Consider the following 19,774-nt stretch of genomic DNA (forward strand, 5'->3'; position numbering starts at 1 on the left):
CCTCTCACGCTGGGTCACCGCGTCGTCGCCGCCTCCTTCGGGGAACGGTCCGGACTCTTCGGAGAACGGTCCAGCCACGGCAGTACCTCGGTGCCCAGCAGCTCCACGCCGCCGTCGTCGGTGAGACCGTGCGGCGTACTAGACCACCTCGGCGGCCTCCGCCAGCACGGTCAGCGGCCTGGGCTGGGCGATGCCCGCCGCGCCGAGCCAGGTGCCGCGCGCCAGGCCCAGGTAGGCGCGACCGTACGAGGCGGAGTGGTGGTGCACGATGAGCTGGTCGCCGCCGGCGCGGCGCAGCACGTCGGTCACCCGCTCCGCCGCTCTCTGGGTCACCGGGCGCGTCACCCGCCGGAGCCGCACCGGGATGTCCTCGATCCCCGGATCCCGGGAAAGATCCCCGGCTCCCGGGAAAACGGTGCTCAGGGTTTCTCCCATCCCGACCGGTCGTCGCGGACGACCCGCCCGCCCTTCATCACCCAGCGGACCCCGCGGAAGGCCGAGGTGTCCGCGAGCGGGTCCGCGTCCATCGCGATGAGGTCCGCGTACTTGCCGACCTCGACGGTGCCGAGGTCGGCGTCGGCGCCGAGCCAGCGCATCGGGCCGAGCGTGCCGGCGTGGAGCGCCGCCACCGGGCCGAGGCCGCCCTCGGACATGCACTCCAGCTCGCGTACCGAAGCGTTTGTCCCCTCGAAGTCCCAGAACGGCGGCATGTCGCTGCCCAGCAGGACGTCCACCCCCGCGTCGAGGGCCATCGCGTAGCTCTCCAGGTGCCGGGGCCCGGCGCCGAGCGAGCGGCACTGCATCCACTCCGGCACCCCGAGCTCGTCGAAGAACTCCTTGCAGCGGGTGACGAGCAGCGTCGGCACCAGGGACGTACCGCGTTCGGCCATCCTCTTCGCGACCTCGGGGGTGAGCTGGTAGCCGTGCTCCACGCAGTCGAGGCCCAGCTCGACGGCCTCGGCGATCACCGCCGCCGGACCCGCGTGCGCGGTGACCTTGCGGCCCCAGGCGTGCGCGGTCTGCAGCGCCGCCGCCATCTCGTCGGAGAACAGCTGCGGGGTGTCGATCCTCTCGTGCTCCCCGGAGATCCCGCCCGAGATCATGATCTTGATGAGGTCGGCGCCCGCCTTGACCTGGCTGCGCACCCCGCGCCGGAACCCGTCGGCGCCGTCGCACTCCAGGGTCTCGCTCCCCTCGTGCCCGTGGCCGCCGGTGCAGACCAGCGCGCGACCGGCGGTGAAGATGCGCGGGCCGATCGCCCGTCCCGACTCGATCGCCCGGCGCAGCGCGAAGTCGGCGTGGTCCTTCTCGGCCACGCACCGCACCGTGGTGACCCCGCAGTGCAAGGTGCGCCGGGCGCCGTCGGCCATGTAGAGGGCGAGCTCGTGCGCCGTCATGTTCTTCACGCTGTCGCCTCCCTGCCCGGGGAGCGACAGGGACAGGTGGGTGTGCATGTTGACCAGGCCGGGGGTGACGTACGCGCCGTCGAGGTCGATCGGGTGAGCGTCGCCCGTCCGCTCCAGGATCCGCTCGCGGGGACCCACGGCCGCGATCCGCTCGCCCCGGATCCACACCGCCGCGTCGGCGATCCGCCCCCCGCCGCCCGCCGCCCCGGCCTCCGGCGGCACGCCCGCGCCGCCGGAGGCCGCGACCTTCGCCGTACGGCTTCCCGGGACCGCACCGGGAACACCGCCGGCGCGGGCGTCGGTGACGGTGCAGTTGACGAGGACCACGTCGTTGGCCGCGTCGTTGGCCGCGTCGTTCATCGGGTCGTTCATCGGGTCGTTCATCGGGTCGTCCCGATCCCGTAGATGCGGCGGGCGGCTTCGGGTGAGACGTAGCCCTCGGCGACGTCGCGGCGGACGAGCTCCGGATCGCGCTCGCGCGGATCGCCGTGCCCGCCGCCTCCGGCCGTCAGCAACGTGACCCGGTCGCCGATCTCCACCCGGGTCCGCTTCGTGCTCACCCGCCGCTCGCGCTCGGTACCGGGAAAGACCACCACCTGGTTGGGCTCGGGCTCCAGCCCGCCCTCCAGCGCCCACGGCCGCGACCGCGTCTTCTTGATCACCGACAGGAACTCCCCCGGCACGACGAAACGGATGTCACGCCGCAGCCCGACCCCGCCCCGGAACCGCCCCGCGCCCCCGGAGTCCTCCCGCATCTCCACCCGCTCGAAGAACATCCCCGTCCTGGCCTCCAGGACCTCGATCGGGGTGATGCGTCCCGTGCTGCCCGAGACGTGGGTGGCGGCGTTCATGCCGTCGTGGGAGGGGGTGGCGCCCCAGCCGACCGGGTCGTTGTTGCTGACCGCGAACATCTGCCCGGTCTCCGGATGGACCCCGACCATCATGAACCCCGGCACGTCACCCCCCGAGGAGGCCGGCAGCCGGTCCGGCATCCCCTGCGCCAGCGCCTTCAGGATGAGCTCGACCGCGACGATGCCGGTCCAGAGGGTGAAGGTCGGCTGCGGGTAGACGGCGTGGAAGAGCGTGCCCGGCTCGGCCCGCACCTCCAGGGGGACGGTCGTGCCGAAGTTGGACGGCTCGTCGGGCGAGGTGAGCGCCTTGAGGACGACCTTGCAGATCGCGATGGTCGCGCCGAACGGCATGTTGACGGGACCGGGCGTGGCGGGCGAGGAGCCGGCGAAGTCGACGGTGAAGGTGCCGTCGGCGATGGTGACGGTGACCTGCATGCGCACCGGGTCCTCGGTGATCCCGTCGTCGTCCAGCCAGTCGACCGCCGTCCACGAGCCCTGCGGCAGCTCGGCGAGGGCGGCGCGGGTGCGCGCCTCGCCGTCCTCGACCATCCGCCGGACCGCGGCGTCCACGGTCGGCCGGCCGAACTTCTCCAGGATCTCCAGGAACCGGCGTTCGCCGGTGCGCAGCGCGGCGACCTGCGCGTTCAGATCACCGATCACCAGATCCGGCATCCGCGAATTGAACCGGATCAACTCGATGATCTCCCGATTCGGCACACCTCCCGAGAACACCTTCGTCCCCGGAAAGATGATCCCCTCCTGATGCATGTCCGTGGAATCCAGCACGTACCCCGGATCCTTCGCCCCCAGATCCATCCAGTGAGCCCGCACGCACAGGAAACCCACCAGGTCCACACCCACGAACACCGGGCAGAACAGCGTCGCGTCGTAGGAATGCGCCGCGTTCCAGTACGGGTAGTTCAGCAACACCACATCACCCGGGCGCAGGTTCTCCCGCCCCACGTACTCCACGCCCTTGCGCAGTGAGAAGTCGTTGGCGCCGAGGAAGAAGGTGAGCCCGGTGGCCTCGGCGATCAGCCGCAGGTCCGCGTCGTACATCGACATCCCGAAGTCGTGGACCTCGTAGATGACCGGGTTGAACGACGTGCGGATCAGCGTGGCCCGCATCTCCTCCGCCGCCGCGAGCAGGTAGCTGCGCACCACCTCGGCGGTCGCGCCGTCCAGCCGAGCGCCATCCGGCCGAGCACCGTCCAACCGAGCGCCATCCGGTCGCCCGCCGTCCAGCCGAGCACCGTCCAGCCGCCCGCCGTCCGGGCGTCCTCCATCCAGCCGTTCCGTCATGACGCCGCCTCCACAAGCCGTACCAGCAGGTAGCCGTGCTCCTCGACCTCGACCCGCTGTCCCGAGGGGACCACGGTGGTCGAGGTGCCCTCGTCGATCAGGGCGGGCCCGTCGAACGCGTCGCCCGGTTCCAGCAGCGCGCGGTCGTAGACGGCGAACGAGGCCGTGGCGCGGGTGCCGAAGTCGTAGGCGTCCCTGCGAGAGAGCAGTGCCCGGCCAGCGTCGCCGTCGCCCGGCGGGCGCATCACCAGCTCGGGCCTGTCGGCACGGCCGACGCCGCGCACCCGCAGGTTGAGGATCTGCACCCGGTTGTCCATCGCGTGCCCGTACCGCGCCGCGTGGGTCTCCTCGAACGCCCGCCTGATCGCGTCCCGGTCGAGGTCGCGGCCCGCGGTGACGACGAGCGAGTGCTCCTGTCCCAGGTAGCGCAGCTCGAACCGGCGCTCGAGGACCATCCGGTCGGCCGGGACCCGCTGCGCCTCCAGGGAGGCGACCGCCTCGGCCTCGACGCCCTTGAACACCGTCTCCAGCCCGTCGAGGTCGGCGTCGTCCAGGGTGGCCGTCACCGTACGGGAGAAGTCGTCGACGATGTCGGCGCTGAGCATGCCCCAGGCGGAGAAGCCCGCCGGGGCGAACGGCACGATGACCTCGCCGATGCCCATCTCCGCCGCGAGCAGCGGGGCGAGCAGCGGCCCGGCCCCGCCGAACGCGAGCAGCGAGAAGCCGCGGGGGTCGTGTCCCCGCTCGACCGTGATCTGCCGGACCGCGCCGACGGTCCTGGCCAGCAGCACGTCGAAGACGCCCGCCGCCGCGGCCTCCGGGCCGAGCCCGAGCGGCCCGGCCACCTGCTCGTCGAGCGCCGCGCGGGCGGCGTCGGCCCGCAGCTCCATCGCCCCGGCCAGGAAGCGGTCCGGGTCCACGTAGCCGAGGACGACCGCCGCGTCCGTGACAGTGGGGCGGGTGCCGCCCCGGCCGTAACACACCGGGCCGGGGTCGGCACCCGCGCTCTGCGGCCCCACCTTCAGCAATCCCCGCTCCAGCCACGCGATCGAGCCCCCTCCGGCGCCGATCGTGCGGATGTCGTACGTGGGGATCAGCAGCGGGAAGTGCTCCAGCTGCGCCTCGTAGGCGGCCACCGGGGACCCGTGCTCGATGACGCACGCGTCCAGGGAGGTACCGCCGATGTCGAAGGTCAGAAGGTCCCGGCGACCGAGGGCGGCGGCGATGTGCGCCGCGCCCACGATGCCGCCCGCCGGGCCCGACAGCACGGTGTGCGTCGGGGAGGTCTTGGCCACGGTCGACGTCATGGAACCGCCGCCGGACCTCATGATCAGGAATCGTCCGCCGAACCCGCGCTCGGCCAGCCCGTGCTCCAGCCGGTCCACGTACCTCTCGAAGATCGGCCGGATGTAGGCGTCGAGGACGGTCGTGCTGGTCCGCTCGTACTCGCGGTACTCCCTGACGATGTCGGTGGAGACCGAGACCGTCACGTCCGGGTACGCCTCGCGGATGATCCGGGCGGCCTCCCGTTCGTGGGAGGGGTCGAGGAAGGAGTGCAGGAAGCAGACGGCGATCGACACCACGCCCCGCTCCTCGACGAGGACCCGGGCGGCCTCCCTCACCCCGGCGGCGTCGAGCTCCTCGACCACCCGGCCCCGGTGGTCGAGGCGTCCCCGCACCCCGGCGGTGTGGCGGCGCCGCACGAGGCTCTCGGGTCGCTCGTACTGGAAGTCGTACATGTGGTCGGCGGGCACGTTGCCCCTGCCGATCAGGAAGATGTCGCGAAAGCCGTCGTTGGTGAGAATCCCGGTGGGCTCGCCGCGCCGCTCCAGGACGGCGTTGAGTCCGAGGGTGGTGCCGTGGATGAACAGCTCCACCCGCGACAGGTCGGTGCCGAGCGCGGCGACCGCGTCGAGCACGCCCTCCCAGGGACGGGACGGGGTGGTCGAGGCCTTCCTGAAGCGCACCTCGTGGGTGCGTGTGTCCAGCTCCATCGCGTCGACGAAGGTGCCGCCGATGTCGACGGCCAGCCGGAGGTGCTTGGGGTCGGGCATCGCGGGTGTCACCTTTCGATCAGCGCGGGGATCTCGGCGGCGCGGCGGCAGGCGACCAGGCTCGCGTCGTACGGGCGGAGCTCCTGCTCCCGCTCCCGGCACTCGCCGGTCGCGAAGGGACAGCGCGGCGCGAGGGCGCAGCCCGCGGCGGCGTCCGCCTCCTCCAGGTCCCCGGTCAGCTCGACCCGCGGGCCTCCGTACCCGGCGCCGAGGCTGGGGGCGCCGGCCAGCAGTGCCCGGGTGTAGGGGTGCAGCGGGTTGCCGAAGACCTCCTCCACCGGCCCCTCCTCGACGATCCGCCCCAGGTAGAGGACCGCGACACGGTCGCAGAACCCCCGGACGACGGCCAGGTCGTGGGAGATGAGGACCGTGCCGCGCGAGCGGTCGCCGCTCACCTCGGCGATCACCTTCAGGATCTGCGCCTGCACGGTGACGTCGAGCGCCGAGGTCGGCTCGTCGAAGACGATCAGGTCGGGGTCGCCGACGAGCGCGCGGGCGATGCCGGCGCGCTGCGCCTGCCCGCCGGACAGCTCGTGCGGGCGACGCCCGAGGATCGACGGGTCCAGCTCCATGCGCTCCAGGACGCGGGCGACGCGCGACGCCCGCTCGGAGGCGGGCACCCCGGCGGCGCGCAGCGGCTCGCCGATCGCGTCCGCCACGGTCCGCCGGGGGCTGAGCGACCCGACGGGATCCTGGAAGACCAGCTGGACGCGGGTGCGCAGGCGGCGCAGCTCCCGGCCGCGCAGCTCGGACAGCACCCGCCCGGCGACCTCGACCCGCCCCCGGGAGGGCGGCACCAGCCCGAGCATCAGCCTGGCCAGCGTGCTCTTGCCGCAGCCGCTCTCCCCGACGATGCCCAGGGTCTCGCCCGCGGCGACGCGGAGGCTGACCCCGCGCAGGGCGTGGTGGCCCCCGCCGCCGAAGCGGGCACGGTAGAGGACGTGCGCGTCCTCGACGCGCAGCACCTCCGCGCCCGTCCCCCCTCCGGGGGCGGTCCCCGCTCCCGAGCCCGCCCGCGCTCCGGAAAGCGCGCCGTCGGGCTCGGAGAGGGGCCCGGAGCGGGGGTGGAGGCAGGCGGCGCTCCAGTCGGAGGCCAGGGCCTCGGCGCGCGGAAGCTCCGTCGTGCACGACTCCGTCACGTGCGCGCAGCGCGGCGCGAACGGGCAGGAGGACGGCGCCTCCGCCAGCAGCGGCATCGCGCCGGGGGTGACCGTCACCGGGCGCCCGTCGATGTCAGGCACCGAGCGCAGCAGCGCCCGCGTGTAGGGGTGGGCGGGCTCGCCGAGCACCTGCGGCCCGGGACCGCTCTCCACCACCGTCCCCGCGTAGAGCACCACGACGCGGTCGCAGACCTCCGCGATGGAGGCGAGGTCGTGGGAGATCAGCAGGACGCCGCGCCGCTCGGCGTTCGCGGCGAGCCGGAAGCGGTCGAGGATCTCCCTGGCGAGGGTCACGTCCAGCCCGGTGGTGGGCTCGTCGGCGATCAGCAGGCCGGGGGCGCACCCGGTGGCCAGCGAGATCATGACGCGCTGCGCCATGCCGCCGGAGAGCTCGTGCGGGTAGGCGTCCAGGCGGCGTCTCGGGCTGCGGATGCCGACCGACTCGAACAGCTCGGCGGCGACCTCCCTGGCGGGGGCGGGTGCCAACGCCCGGTGGGTGACGAGCCGGTCGACGAGCTGGCGGCCGACGGTCCTGGTGGGGCTGAGCGCGCCGCGCGGGTTCTGGAAGCAGATCGCGGCGCCGCGCCCCCGGAAGGACTCCAGCTCGGCGGCGCCCATCGTCAGCACGTCGGCGCCGTCGAACAGGACCCGCCCGGCCGTACGGGAGCCGCCGGGCAGCAGGCCCACGATCGAGCGGGCCACCATGCTCTTGCCGCCGCCGCTCTCGCCGACCAGGCCGACCACCTCGCCGGGCTCGACGCTCAGGTTCACCCCGCTCAGCGCGGCGACCCGGCGTCCGGGGCGGTGGATCACGACGGAGAGGTCCTCGATCGACAGGAGGGTCATCGTCCGTCACCTCCTCGTGGAGTCGGCGCGTTCCTGCAGGCCCTCGCCGAGGAGGCTGAAGCCCAGGACGCAGATCAGCAGGAAGAGGCCGGGGGGTACCGAGGTCCACCACCGGCCGGCGACGACGTCCCCGGTGCCGAGACTGATCATGGCGCCCCATTCGGCGGTGGGCACCGGCACGCCGAGCCCGAGGAAGGACAGCCCGGCCAGCGTGAGCATCGCCCAGCCGCAGTTCAGCGGGGCGATGACGCGCACCGGCGTGAGGCTGTTGGGCAGTACGTGCCGCCAGAGCACCCCCCAGAAGGAGGCCCCGGAGGTGCGGGACGCCTCCACGAAGGGCAGTTCCCTGACGGAGCGCACCTCGGCCCGCACCAGCCGGGCGTACGCGGGCGCGTTCACCAGCGCGATCACCGCCACCAGGTTGGCGGTCCCGCCGCCGAGCAGCGCGGCCACCGCGAGGGCCAGGATGAAGGTGGGGAACGCCTGGAGGACGTCGAGCACCCGCATCAGCGCGTCGTCCGGCCGGCCGCCCCGGTATCCGGCGACCAGGCCGACGAAACCGCCCGCGACCACGGCCAGGGCGACCGCGGCGACCGCGATGCCGACGTCGAGCCTGGCGGCGTGCAGGACCCGGCTCCACACGTCCATGCCGTTGAGGTCGGTGCCCAGGAGGTGGGCGCCGCCCGGCGGGGCGAGGGAGGCGAGGGGGTCGATCTCCTCGGGGCCCCACGCGGTCAGCAGCGGCGCGAACACGACCGCCACGGCGACCAGGACCAGGATCGCGTAACCGGCCGCGATCAGGGACGACGCGAAGCGCCGGTCCCCGCCGTTCTCCCGGACGCGTCCGGCCTTCGGGGCACGCGCGTCACCGGGCTTCCGTACGCGTCCGGCCTCGGGAACGCGTCCGGCCTCGGGGGCGTGTTCGGCGTCCGGCATCAGATCCTCACTCTCGGGTCGAGGACCGCGTGGACGACGTCGGCGACGAGGAACACCACCACGTAGAACAGCGCGATCACGAGCACCGACGCCTGCACCACCGGGTAGTCCCGGTAGAGCAGGCCGCGCAGCGCCCACTGCCCGAAGCCCTGCCAGGAGAAGACGTACTCCACGAGGACCGTCGAGCCGATGGAGAAGCCGAACACCAGGGCCGCCAGCGTGGGGAGGCGCACCAGCGTGGCCCGTACCAGGTAGCCGCGCAGCAGCAGCCGGTTCCCGAGGCCGTGCGCGGCGGCGGCCGCGTACGCCTCGGAGGCGAGCACCTCCAGCGCGGAGGCCCGGACGCTGCGCAGCAGCGGCGCGACGATGACGATCACCATCGTGGCCACCGGCAGCACGAGGTGCTCCAGCGCCGAGACGAACGCGGGGCCGTTGGCCGTCAGCGCCGCGTCGAGCAGGTCGGCGCCGGTGATGAGGCTGAGGTCGGTGTCGGGGTCCACCCGGCCGCTGGGCGCGGGGAACCAGCCCAGCACGCTGTAACCGACGAGGACCAGCACCAGGCCGAGCCAGAACTCCGGCACCGAGTTGCCGACGAGCGCCGCGACGCGGACGGTGTGGTCGCCGAACCGGCCGGCGTTGCGCGCCGACCAGATGCCGAGCACCGTCGCCAGCACCAGCGCCACGACCAGCGCGATCACCACGAGCTCCATGGTCGGCCCGACGCGCACGGCCATCTCCGAGCCCACCGGGGCACCGCTCTGGATGGAGGTGCCGAGGTCACCGGTGAACAGCCCGCCGGCGTAGTCGAGGAACTGCCGCCACAGCGGCTGGTCCAGCCCGAACCTGGCCCGCGCGGCGGCGGCGTCGGCCTCCGTGGCGTTGGGGCCGAGGATGGTGCGGATCGGGTCGCCCGGCAGGACCCTGACGAGGAGGAAGGTCAGGACGACCACCCCGAGGAGCACCGGGACGAGCTGGAGCAGCCGTCCGAGAAGGAACCGGAGGATGCGCACGGACTACCCGGCGACGCTCAGGTGGCGCAGCCGGGCCAGGCCGTCCATCGGCTGGACCCAGCCCGCCACCGCCTCCCTGACGGGGAGGTTGAAGTCGGGCTGGCAGACGACGACCCAGGGCACGTCCCCGGCCAGGATCTCCTGCACGCGCAGCCAGAGCTTGGCGCGCTCGGCCTCGTCGACGACGGTGTGGGAATCCTCGAAGATCTTCTCGATCTCGTCGTTGACGTAGTTGGAGTAGTTGAGGCCGGCGCCCTTGGTGAAGCTGGTCCCGAGCATGTACTCCACGTCGTTGACCCAGAGCTGGCCCACGGTGACCTGCAGCGGGATGTTCTTCTTCTCCCTGCGCCCGGCGAGCGTGGCGGGGTCGAGCGGGGTGAGCCTCAGCTCGATGCCCGCCTTCCTGGCCTCGCTCTGCACCAGGACGGCGATCTGCTGCTGCTCCTCGCTGTCGGTCTGGAAGACCAGCTCGGAGGCGACCGAGGTCCTGCCCGCCCCGGCCAGCGTCTCCTTGGCCTTGGCGACGTCGTAGGTGTAGGGATAGCCGGTCTCGGAGTAGCCGGGCATGTCCAGCGGGACGACGCTCCTGGCGGGCCGCGCGTCGCCGCCGTAGACGTTGGCGATGATCTGCTCGTACGGGACGGCGTGGGCGAGCGCCTTGCGTACGGCGAGGTCGTCGAAGGGCGCGGTGGTCACCGACATCTGGATGGCGACCTGGCTGTTGCTCGGCGCGGAGATGACCTTGATGCCCGGGGTGGTCCTGAGGTCCTTGATGTCGCGCCGGCCGATCCCGAAGGCGATGTCGATGTCGCCGTTCTGCAGCTGGAGGCGCTGGTTGGCGGCGGCGGGCACCACGGTGAGCCTGACCTCGGGGCTCTTGGCGCCGTCGGGGCCGGGGTAGCCGGTGTTGGCGGTGAGCAGGATCTCCTGGCCCTGGACCGCCTTGGCGACGTTGAAGTAGCCGCCGCTCGGGGGGTTCTTGGCGAACCACTCCTTGGCCCAGGGGTCGTCGTCGGTGGCGTGCTTCCTGGCCTCCTCGGAGTCGAAGACGTACAGCGAGATGGCCTGGATCTGCCGGGTGAGGGCGCTGGGGAACGCCTGGGTGAACGTCACGGTGTGGTCGTCGACCACCTGGACCTGGTCGGCCTCGGTGAGCCCGATCAGCCGGTAGATCCCGGCGACGTTGGCCTTCGCGGCGAAGGCGCGGTCCTTGGACCACTTGACGTCCCTGGCGGTCATCTCGTTGCCGCTGGCGAACTTCACGCCCTTGCGCAGCTTGAGGGTCCAGACCTTGTTGTCGGCGTCGGGCTCGAAGGACTCGGCGAAGGCCGGGACGATGGCCTCGGTGTCGAGGATCCGGCCGCCGTCGACCGAGGTGACCCCGTAGTCGACCATGTAGGGGAAGACGTTCTTGTAGAGCATCAGCGCGGTCAGGTCGAACCCGACGAAGTCCTGGTCCCAGCTGCTCAGGTAGCTGCCCACCGCGATCCGCAGCGCCGAGGCGGCCGGGGCGCCGCTCCCGCCGGGGGCCGCGCTCGCCGCCGGGGTGTCCGAGCCACCCGCCTTGGTGCCCGCGGCGCACCCGGTCGCGAAGAGAAGGGCGACCCCACCCCCGAGTCGCAGGATCGAGCGACGGGGCAGCGCGGGGGACACCGGGCCGTGGGGGTGAGGCAAACCGGGCATCGCAGTCCTCCAGGGGCCATGAGGGATAGGCCGCGAGGTGGGCGGATCGCAGCACTGACGGCCCACCCGACCTACATGTGCCGTTTGTTCTATCAGACCTGAGTTTAGTGAACAATAGACCGATGTTTGTTCACACATGAAACCCATGTTCAGCCAGGTGAATAGGCAAATAGAAGATAAGCCCCAATGGCCATGTTCACCGAATTTCACACGAACGACACCCGGATGTGACCGGCGTTCCCTGCCCTCCCGGCAGGGCAGTGCACATCGGCGCCCCGTCCCAACCCGGACGGCCGGACGGCGAACCGCGCGGGCGGCGGGCGAAACGGGTGCCGAGCCGACCGTGCGCGGACGGGCAAGTATCGTGCGCTGACGGGCAACCGCGGCTCATACCCGTCTGCCATAGTTTCGGCAAAAGCACCATGCGGTTTCGGCGAAAGAACCACGCGCTTTCGCGCCGGCTCCGCCCGTCGGGCGGGAGAGGAAGAAACGGAAAGGGAAGCCGAAAGGAAAGCCGAGGCGGGGAATCCATCTTCCCGGGTCCGTTCGTCGGCGCTCCTTCGCCCAGGGGGTGGGTGAGGAGCGGGGCCGTCTCCGGGCACCGGGCCGGACGGGGTGCCGGACACCGGGGTCATGGGCGGACTCGTCGGCGGGCCGGAGAGCCGGCCGGTGTTCGGGGGCCGGGAGTTCCGGTGGGATGCGGGCCCGATGACGGTCCGGGAACGAGCCGGGTGGGGCGGGGCGGGCGTCGGCGGGTGGCGAGGAAACGGTTGACAGGGGATTTCATGATCCGTCACGACCGTGCGGTCCCGGACCGCACGGTCGGCGGCTCATGAGGAACACCGCGTCCAGGCTCCATCCGCCGCTCTCCGCGGACCGATCGAGTCCGCTCCCCCGCACCGCCCCGCCCGGCCGCCGGTCGCGGCACGCCCGGTTCGTGCTCACCGCGCCCAGGACCGGCGGGACGCGCCAGGGCCGGCGGGACGATTACCGACTCGCCCGGTTCGTGCTCACCGCGCCCAGGATGGGCCAGGACATATCAGGATGAGCACGGATTCGATCGGTTCATGATTACCGCGCTCAGGATGGGCAGGACGTACTGGGGCGAGTACCGGTTCGACCCGAACCGGCACTCGGCCACAGTGCCGCCGGAACCCCGGCGGCGCCCACTGCGGGAGTGAGCCGATGTTCTCCGTACCTGTACTGCTCGTCGTGGCCGCCACAGCGGTGATCGCGACACTGGCCTGCGCGCTCGCCCTGGTGGCCGGGTCCCCCTGGCCGCTCTCCCTGCTCAGCGGTGTCGCGGCGGGCGCGGCCACCCTCAGCGTGCTCTCCCGCCTGCTGGACGACGGCCACCGGATCCGCCCGTAGCGCTCCGGCGTGCACGCCGGCACCGCCCTTCCCGCCGCGCGCCTGCCCGCCGTGCGCGACGAGCCGCGTGCGGCAGGCCACGCACGACGAGCCGTGCACGGCGAACCGCGTACGGCGGGCCGCCTGCGACGGCACGTCCTCCTGCGCCCCTCCGAGCGGCAGGGCACCGGAGACCGGCGGGAACGGGTGGCGGACGGGCGGGGTCCGGCGGATCAGAAACCGCGCGCCAGGTGGTAGTAGGCCTGGTTCCAGCGGATCTCCTTGGCGAACTGGCGGGCGGTGGTGTCCGCGTCGATGACCAGGAGCTCGACACCGAGCATCTCGGACAGGTCGGTGAGCTCCTCGGCGGTCAGGGCCGACGACAGGACGGTGTGGTGCGGGCCTCCGGCGGTCAGCCACGCCTCGGCGGAGGTGCTCAGGTTCGGGCGGGGCCTCCACACCGCGCGGGCGACGGGCAGGCTGGGCAGCGGCTCGGCGGGGGCGACCACGTCGATCTCGTTGGCCACCAGCCTGAACCGGTCCCCCATGTCGGACAGGCCGACCACCACGGCGGGGCCCGGCTCCGCGTCGAAGACCAGCCGGACGGGGTCCTCGCGCCCGCCGATGCTCAGCGGGTGGATCTCGCACGAGGGCACCCCGGCGGAGATCGTCGGGCAGACCTCCAGCATGTGCGCGCCCAGGATGACCTCCTGGCCGGGGGTGAGGTGGTAGGTGTAGTCCTCCATGAAGGAGGTACCGCCCTCCAGCCCCTGCGCCATCACCTTCAGGGTGCGCACCAGCACCGAGGTCTTCCAGTCTCCCTCGCCGCCGAAGCCGTAGCCGTCGGCCATCAGCCGCTGCACCGCCAGCCCCGGCAACTGCCGCAGCCCGCCGAGGTCCTCGAAGTTGGTGGTGAACGCGCCGAAGCCGCCCTCGGTGAGGAAGTGGCGCAGCCCCAGCTCGATGCGGGCGGCGTAGCGCAGCGAGTCGTGGCGCTCGCCTCCGGCGCGCAGCTCGGGGGCGACCTTGTAGGTGTCCTCGTACTCGGAGATCAGACCGTCCACGTCGGCCTCGGCCGCGGCGTCGACGGCGGCGACCAAGTCGTTGACGCCGTAGGTGTTGACCGAGACGCCGAAGCGCAGCTGCGCCTCCACCTTGTCGCCCTCGGTGACCGCCACGTCACGCATGTTGTCGCCGAAACGGGCCAGCCGCAGCGAGCCCAGCTCGGCGCGCCCGGCCGCGGCCCGCGCCCAGGCGCCGATGCGCGCCACCACCGCCGGGTCGCTCACGTGCCCGGCGACGGTCTTGCGGGCCACGCCCAGCCGGGACTGGATGTAACCGAACTCGCGGTCGCCGTGCGCGGCCTGGTTGAGGTTCATGAAGTCCATGTCGATGGAGCTCCACGGCAGCGCCACGTTGGCCTGGGTGTGCAGGTGCAGCAGCGGCGTGCGCAGCGCGTCCAGCCCGGCGATCCACATCTTGGCCGGGGAGAAGGTGTGCATCCAGGCGATCACCCCGACGCAGGCGTCCGAGGCGTTGGCCTCCAGGCAGACCCGGCGGATCGACGCGGCGTCGGTGAGCACGGGCTTCCACACCACCCGGAACGCCAGCGCCTCGTCGAGCCGCTCTGCGATCTCCCGGGACTGCTCCGCCACCTGGGCCAGCGTGTCCTCTCCGTACAGGCCCTGGCTTCCGGTGAGGAACCAGATCTCTCGCTCGTGGAGGGTCACCGCGGACTCCTTTGCCCGTAGACGTTCTGGTAGCGGTCGTACAAACTGTCGATGTCGGGCTGCGCGATGGGCAGCGGCTCGCCCAGCTGGCGGGCCACGTGCACGGTGCGGGCGACGTCCTCGCACATCACCGCCGCCTTGACGGCGGCGCGGGCGTCCGCGCCGATGGTGAAGACGCCGTGGTTGCGCATCAGGACCGCCGGGGAGCGGTGGCCCTCCAGGGTGGCGACGATTCCCTTGCCGATGTCGTCCCCGCCGATCAGCGCGAACGGCCCCACCGGGATCTCGCCGCCGAACTCGTCGGCCATCGCCGTCAGCACGCACGGGATGGCCTCGCCCCGCGCCGCCCAGGCGGAGGCGTACGTGGAGTGGGTGTGCACCACCCCGCCCACCCGCGGCATCGTCCGGTAGACGTACGCGTGCGCGGCGGTGTCGCTGGACGGCGCCAGCTCGCCCTCGACCAGCTCACCGTCCAGGTCGCACACCACGATCGACTCCGGGGTGAGGTTCTCGTACATCACCCCCGACGGCTTGATGACGAAGAGGTCCTCGCCGGGGACCCGGCCGGAGACGTTCCCGGCCGTCCAGGCGACGAGGTTGTAGCGGACCAGTTCCTGGTGGAGCGCGGAGACCGTCTCCCGCAGCTTCCTGACGACGGCGCTCATCCGGCCGCCCCCGTTCGGTACGAGCCCGGGTGCCCGGTCACGCGCGGTGCCGGATGCCCGGCCACGCGTGGTGGCGGGGGCAGCGCCCGCCCGCTCAGATGTTCCTCGCGCCCGGTCACGCGTCCTCCTCGTTCGTCGACGTGCTCTTCTCGTTCTCGCCGGCCGGTGTGCTCGCCTCGTTGCGCAGGGCTCGCAGGCCGTGCAGCATCTCCCCACCGGCGAAGTGGTCGTGCAGGCGGCGGTACTCGGCGTACAGCCGGTCATAGGTGTCCGCGCGCCCGGCGTCGGGGACGTAGACGGCCTCGCCGCGCCCGCCCATCGCGGCCGAGGCAGAGGTGATGTCGGGGTAGGCCCCGGCGGCGACCGCGGCGTGGATGGCCGACCCCAGGGCGCACCCCTGCTCGGAGCCGATCACCGAGATCGGGCGGCGCAGCACGTCGGCGTAGACCTGCATCAGGAAGTGGTTCTTGATCAGGCCCCCCGCGGCGACGAACTCGGTCACCGGCACCCCGGAGTTCTCGAAGGTCTCCACGATCGTGCGGGCGCCGAACGCGGTGGACTCGATCAGCGCCCGGTAGGTGTCCTCGGGCTTCGTCGCGAGCGTCTGGCCGACGACCACGGCGGAGAGGTTGTGGTCGACCAGCACCGAGCGGTTGCCGTTGTGCCAGTCGAGCGCAACCAGGCCGTGCTGCCCGACCCGCTGCGCGGCGGCGCGCTCGGTGAGGAGGTCGTGCACGGTGATCCCGCGCTCCTTGGCCTCGCGCTCGTAGGAGCCCGGGACCGAGGTCTCGACGAACCAGCCGAAGATGTCGCCGACACCCGACTGGCCCGCCTCGTACCCCCACAGGCCGGGCACGATGCCGTCACGCACCACGCCGCACATGCCGGGTACCTCGGCCAGGGCGTCGGAGGACATGACGTGGCAGGTGGAGGTGCCCATGATGGCGACCATCTGGCCGGGCCGCACGGCGTCGGCGGCGGCGGCCGTGACGTGGGCGTCGACGTTGCCGATCGAGATCGCGATGCCCTCGGGCAGCTTCGTCCACGCGGCGGCGCGGGCGTCCAGCCGTCCGGCGAGGCCGCCCAGGGGGGACGGCTCCCCGCCGAGCTTGTCGGTGAAACCGGTGAAAGCGGGGTTGAGCTCGGCGAGGAACTCCGCGGAGGGGTAGCGGCCCTCCTGGCGGATGGCCTTGTACCCGGCCGTGCACACGTTGCGCGTCTCCACGCCGGTGAGCTGCCAGACGATCCAGTCGGCGGCCTCGATCCAGCGTTCCGCGCGGCCGTAGACCTCCGGGTCCTCCTCCAGCACCTGAAGGCCCTTGGCGAACGCCCATTCCGAGGAGATCTTCCCGCCGTAGCGGGGCAGCCACGCCTCTCCCCTGCGGGCGGCGACGGCGTTGATCCGGTCGGCGTGCGACTGCGCCGCGTGGTGCTTCCACAGCTTCGGCCACGCGTGCGGGCGGTCGGCGAGCCCGTCGACCTCGCACAGCGGGACGCCGTCGGCGGTGGCGGGCAGCACGGTGCAGGCGGTGAAGTCGGTCCCCAGGCCGATGACCTGCGACGGGGAGATCCCGGCCGCGGCCACCGCCTTGGGCACCGCCTGGCGCAGCACCTCCCGCCAGTCCTCCGGCGACTGCAGCGCCCAGTCGGGGCCCAGGCGCACGGCGGCGCCCGGCAGCCGTTCCTCGATCACCCGGTGGGCGTACTCGTGCACGGCGGCGCCCACCTCGGCGCCGTCGCTCACCCTCACCACCACGGCGCGGCCCGACAGCGTACCGAAGTCGACACCGACCACGTAACGATCGTTGTTAGCGTTCACATCATCTCCAGGACATCGGGACGTTGGGACCTCGGTACGGGGGGTCCGGCACGGGCGACCATGCCGGATCCGCGGGGTTCAGGCGCGGAACGGCACGCCGGGACGGCGCGGACCCGAGCCGGGAACGGCGCCCGGACCCGGACGCGACCTCGAACACGGCACCACCACGGTACGCGGACCTAGGCGCGGAACGGCGCGGTGCTGGCCCTGGCCACGAACCGCGGCGGGACGACGTGTCGCTCGTGGGACCATTCCGCTCCCGCCTCCATCTGCCTGAGCAGGACCTCGATGCTGTACTTGCCGACCGCTCCGAAGTCCTGCCTGATCGTGGTGAGCGGCGGGGTGAAGAACTCGGACTCGGGGATGTCGTCGAACCCCACGATGCTGATCTGCTCGGGCACCCGCACGCCCAGCTCGGCGAAGGCCCGCAGCGCCCCGAGCGCCATCTGGTCGTTGGCGACGAAGACCGCGGTGACGCCCGGCGTCGCCGCCAGGCGCAGCCCGGCCTCGTAGCCGGAACGCGGGCTCCAGTCGCCGGACAGCAGCTCGGGGACCGGACGGCCCTCGGCGGTCAGCACCTCGCTCCAGCCCTCGATCCGCCCGTCGGCCTCCAGCCAGTCCGACGGGCCGGCGACGTGCCACACCGTCTCGTGGCCGAGGTCGAGCAGGTGCCGGGTGGCCAGGCGGGCGCCCTCGATCTGGTCGACGCTGACCACCGACACCTCGCCCGCGTGGCTGCCCTCGACGGCCACGACGGGGATGTCGGTGGGCACGTCGGCCAGCGCGGGGGCGGCCGAGCGCTGCGGCGCGACCACCACTATGCCGTCGACGGACTGCTCGGCCAGGTAGCCGAGCGCGTCGCGCACGCCCGCGGTGTCGATGGTCTTGAGGCTGACCATGCTGACGAAGTATCCTGCGGCCCTGGCCGCCTGCTCGATCCCGTAGACCGTGCTCGCGGGTCCGTACAGGGTCGTGTCGAAGCTGACCACCCCGAGGGTGCGCGTGTGTCTCGTGACCAGGGCGCGGGCGACCATGTTGCGCCGGTAGCCGAGCTCGTTGATCGCCTCCAGCACCCGGGCCCGGGTCTCGGCGCGCACGTTGGGATGATCGTTCAGCACGCGTGAGACCGTCTGGTGTGACACGCCGGCCCTCGTGGCGACGTCCGCCATCACAGGCGGACGTCGTTCGAGACTCGGGCTCAAGGGTTCGGCTCCTTCAGGATGGCTTGGGACAGACTGTGAGCGCTAACAATGCCTCTCGTCAAGCACCCCTGAGATTACGTTCTTATTACTCAGAGATCATCCGTTAACGCCTACTTGACGTTGCCGTCATCACGCCCTTAACTGGCGCGTACTCTCTTGTTAGCGTTCACATCTCCTGCGAGAAGGTCTCCATGGTGCGAGAACTCCTGACCGCCCGGGGGTTGACAGTCGGCCGACCCGGGCATTTGATAGCTCGTCACACAGCCGGACGGACCACCGCGCGGCCTGACGCCGCTGATGTGAGCGCGCGCAACGACGCTCTCGACGACGTCCGCGAAGACGCTCACGGACCCGTTCACCATCACGCTCACGAGCACCGGAGCGAGCCGCGCTCCGGCCCGCTCCGGTCTCGCCGTGGGCGCGGCTCGGACAGGACGCGCCCCGGCTGTGGCACGCCGGAGGCCGGGACGCGCCGCCACGGCACCCGCTACTCCCGGGACGCACCGCGTCCCACCGCTGTTCCGGCCTACCCCTGGGCCGGGACGGGCTCCCACACTGGAGGTATTCGATGAAGTTCGCGAAGCTGGCCACCGCCGCGGTGGGCCTGGCTCTCGCCATGGGAGTGACGGCCTGTGGCTCCAGCGTCAAGACCGTCGACCAGGGCGCGGCGGGGACGTCCTCCGCGGCGCCCGCCGAGACGCTCGTCGGCGTCACCATGCCCACCAAGTCCTCCGAGCGCTGGATCCACGACGGCAACAACGTCAAGAGCGCCCTGGAGAAGCTGGGCTACAAGGTCGACCTGCAGTACGCGGAGAACGACATCCCCACGCAGGTCAACCAGATCGAGAACCAGATCACCAGTGGCGCCAAGCTGCTGATCATCGCCTCGATCGACGGCACCGCCATCACCACGCAGCTCCAGGAGGCGGCCGACAAGAAGATCCCGGTCATCGCCTACGACCGGCTCATCCGCAACTCACCGAACGTCGACTACTACGCCACCTTCGACAACTACAAGGTGGGCGTGCAGCAGGCGACCTCGCTGCTGGTCGGCCTGGGGCTGAAGAAGGCGGACGGCTCCGACGGCGACGCCAAGGGCCCGTTCAACGTCGAGATCTTCGCCGGCTCCCCGGACGACAACAACGCCACCTTCTTCTACAACGGCGCGATGGACACCCTGAAGCCGTACATCGACAAGAAGACCCTGGTCGTCAAGAGCGGCGAGACCGACTTCAAGACCGTCGCGATCCTGCGCTGGGACCCCGCCACCGCGCAGAAGCGCATGGAGGACCTGATCACCAAGGCCTACTCCGGCAGCACCAAGGTCCAGGGCGTTCTCTCCCCGTACGACGGCCTGTCCATCGGCATCCTGTCGGCGCTGAAGAGCAGCGGCTACGGCACCTCCGACCAGCCGTACCCGGTCGTGACCGGCCAGGACGCCGAGGCCGCCTCGGTCAAGTCGATCATCGCGGGCGAGCAGTACGCGACGATCTACAAGGACACCCGCGAGCTGGCCGCCGTCACCGTCGAGATGGCCGACGCCGTGCTCAAGGGCGGCAAGCCCGAGGTGAACAACACCAAGGACTACGACAACGGCGAGAAGGTCGTCCCGTCGAACCTGCTCGACCCCGTGATCGTCTACAAGGACAACTACAAGCAGGTCCTCGTCGACTCCGGCTACTACACCGAGGACCAGCTCAAGTAGCGGTACCGGTGTCATGACGAAAGGCACCCGGCCGGCGGCGCCCCACCCGCCGCCG

The 19,774-nt window shown here is 71.9% G+C and carries 14 protein-coding genes; 2 read left to right on the forward strand and 12 right to left on the reverse strand.

The genetic code is table 11. From position 1 onward, the window contains the following. Positions 1–138 precede the first annotated feature (138 nt). The 8 genes from AB0F88_RS03655 to AB0F88_RS03690 form a co-directional block, all read right to left on the reverse strand. Positions 139–333 (reverse strand): hypothetical protein, encoded by a 195-nt coding sequence (locus AB0F88_RS03655; RefSeq protein WP_362676960.1) that lies wholly within the window; start codon positions 331–333, stop codon positions 139–141. An 86-nt stretch (positions 334–419) separates the two neighbouring features. Beyond that, positions 420–1,790: an amidohydrolase family protein gene (locus tag AB0F88_RS03660; RefSeq protein ID WP_362676962.1), complete on the reverse strand. Its 1,371-nt coding sequence runs from the start codon at positions 1,788–1,790 to the stop codon at positions 420–422. Continuing rightward, positions 1,787–3,472, reverse strand: coding sequence for a hydantoinase B/oxoprolinase family protein (locus tag AB0F88_RS03665; protein WP_362676964.1), 1,686 nt, complete (start codon positions 3,470–3,472; stop codon positions 1,787–1,789). The genes AB0F88_RS03660 and AB0F88_RS03665 overlap by 4 nt, the downstream gene beginning before the upstream one ends. An 83-nt stretch (positions 3,473–3,555) precedes the next feature. Then, positions 3,556–5,613 (reverse strand): hydantoinase/oxoprolinase family protein, encoded by a 2,058-nt coding sequence (locus tag AB0F88_RS03670; protein WP_362676966.1) that lies wholly within the window; start codon positions 5,611–5,613, stop codon positions 3,556–3,558. Between the two features lie 8 nt (positions 5,614–5,621). Further along, positions 5,622–7,619 carry an ABC transporter ATP-binding protein gene (locus AB0F88_RS03675; protein WP_362676968.1) on the reverse strand — a complete coding sequence of 666 codons (1,998 nt, stop codon included), beginning with the start codon at positions 7,617–7,619 and terminating at the stop codon, positions 5,622–5,624. A gap of 6 nt (positions 7,620–7,625) precedes the next feature. Then, positions 7,626–8,555 (reverse strand): ABC transporter permease, encoded by a 930-nt coding sequence (locus AB0F88_RS03680; protein WP_362676970.1) that lies wholly within the window; start codon positions 8,553–8,555, stop codon positions 7,626–7,628. Beyond that, complete coding sequence (locus tag AB0F88_RS03685) at positions 8,555–9,565, reverse strand: ABC transporter permease (protein ID WP_362676972.1); 1,011 nt, start codon at positions 9,563–9,565, stop codon at positions 8,555–8,557. The genes AB0F88_RS03680 and AB0F88_RS03685 overlap by 1 nt, the downstream gene beginning before the upstream one ends. A 3-nt stretch (positions 9,566–9,568) precedes the next feature. Further along, entirely contained in the window at positions 9,569–11,248 is a 1,680-nt protein-coding gene (locus AB0F88_RS03690) for an ABC transporter substrate-binding protein (RefSeq protein WP_362676974.1), read from the reverse strand. 1,185 nt (positions 11,249–12,433) lie between these two features. Between AB0F88_RS03690 and AB0F88_RS03695 the strand changes: the two genes are divergently transcribed. Further along, positions 12,434–12,619 (forward strand): hypothetical protein, encoded by a 186-nt coding sequence (locus AB0F88_RS03695; RefSeq protein ID WP_362676976.1) that lies wholly within the window; start codon positions 12,434–12,436, stop codon positions 12,617–12,619. A gap of 212 nt (positions 12,620–12,831) precedes the next feature. Here AB0F88_RS03695 and araA read toward each other — a convergent pair whose 3' ends face one another. The 4 genes from araA to AB0F88_RS03715 form a co-directional block, all read right to left on the reverse strand. Further along, positions 12,832–14,328: an L-arabinose isomerase gene (gene araA / locus AB0F88_RS03700; protein ID WP_362676978.1), complete on the reverse strand. Its 1,497-nt coding sequence runs from the start codon at positions 14,326–14,328 to the stop codon at positions 12,832–12,834. After that, a complete protein-coding gene (locus AB0F88_RS03705; RefSeq protein ID WP_362676980.1) occupies positions 14,325–14,993 on the reverse strand; it encodes an L-ribulose-5-phosphate 4-epimerase in 669 nt (222 codons plus the stop codon). The genes araA and AB0F88_RS03705 overlap by 4 nt, the downstream gene beginning before the upstream one ends. A 115-nt stretch (positions 14,994–15,108) precedes the next feature. Then, positions 15,109–16,812, reverse strand: coding sequence for a ribulokinase (gene araB, locus AB0F88_RS03710; protein ID WP_362676982.1), 1,704 nt, complete (start codon positions 16,810–16,812; stop codon positions 15,109–15,111). A 179-nt stretch (positions 16,813–16,991) separates the two neighbouring features. Continuing rightward, positions 16,992–17,981 (reverse strand): LacI family DNA-binding transcriptional regulator, encoded by a 990-nt coding sequence (locus AB0F88_RS03715; RefSeq protein ID WP_362677938.1) that lies wholly within the window; start codon positions 17,979–17,981, stop codon positions 16,992–16,994. A gap of 601 nt (positions 17,982–18,582) precedes the next feature. On the opposite strand from AB0F88_RS03715, the gene chvE reads away from it, so the two are divergent. Beyond that, positions 18,583–19,719 carry a multiple monosaccharide ABC transporter substrate-binding protein gene (gene chvE, locus AB0F88_RS03720; protein ID WP_362676984.1) on the forward strand — a complete coding sequence of 379 codons (1,137 nt, stop codon included), beginning with the start codon at positions 18,583–18,585 and terminating at the stop codon, positions 19,717–19,719. Positions 19,720–19,774 lie beyond the last annotated feature (55 nt).

This window comes from Streptosporangium sp. NPDC023963 (assembly GCF_040639135.1).
In the GTDB taxonomy this organism is placed as follows: domain Bacteria; phylum Actinomycetota; class Actinomycetes; order Streptosporangiales; family Streptosporangiaceae; genus Streptosporangium.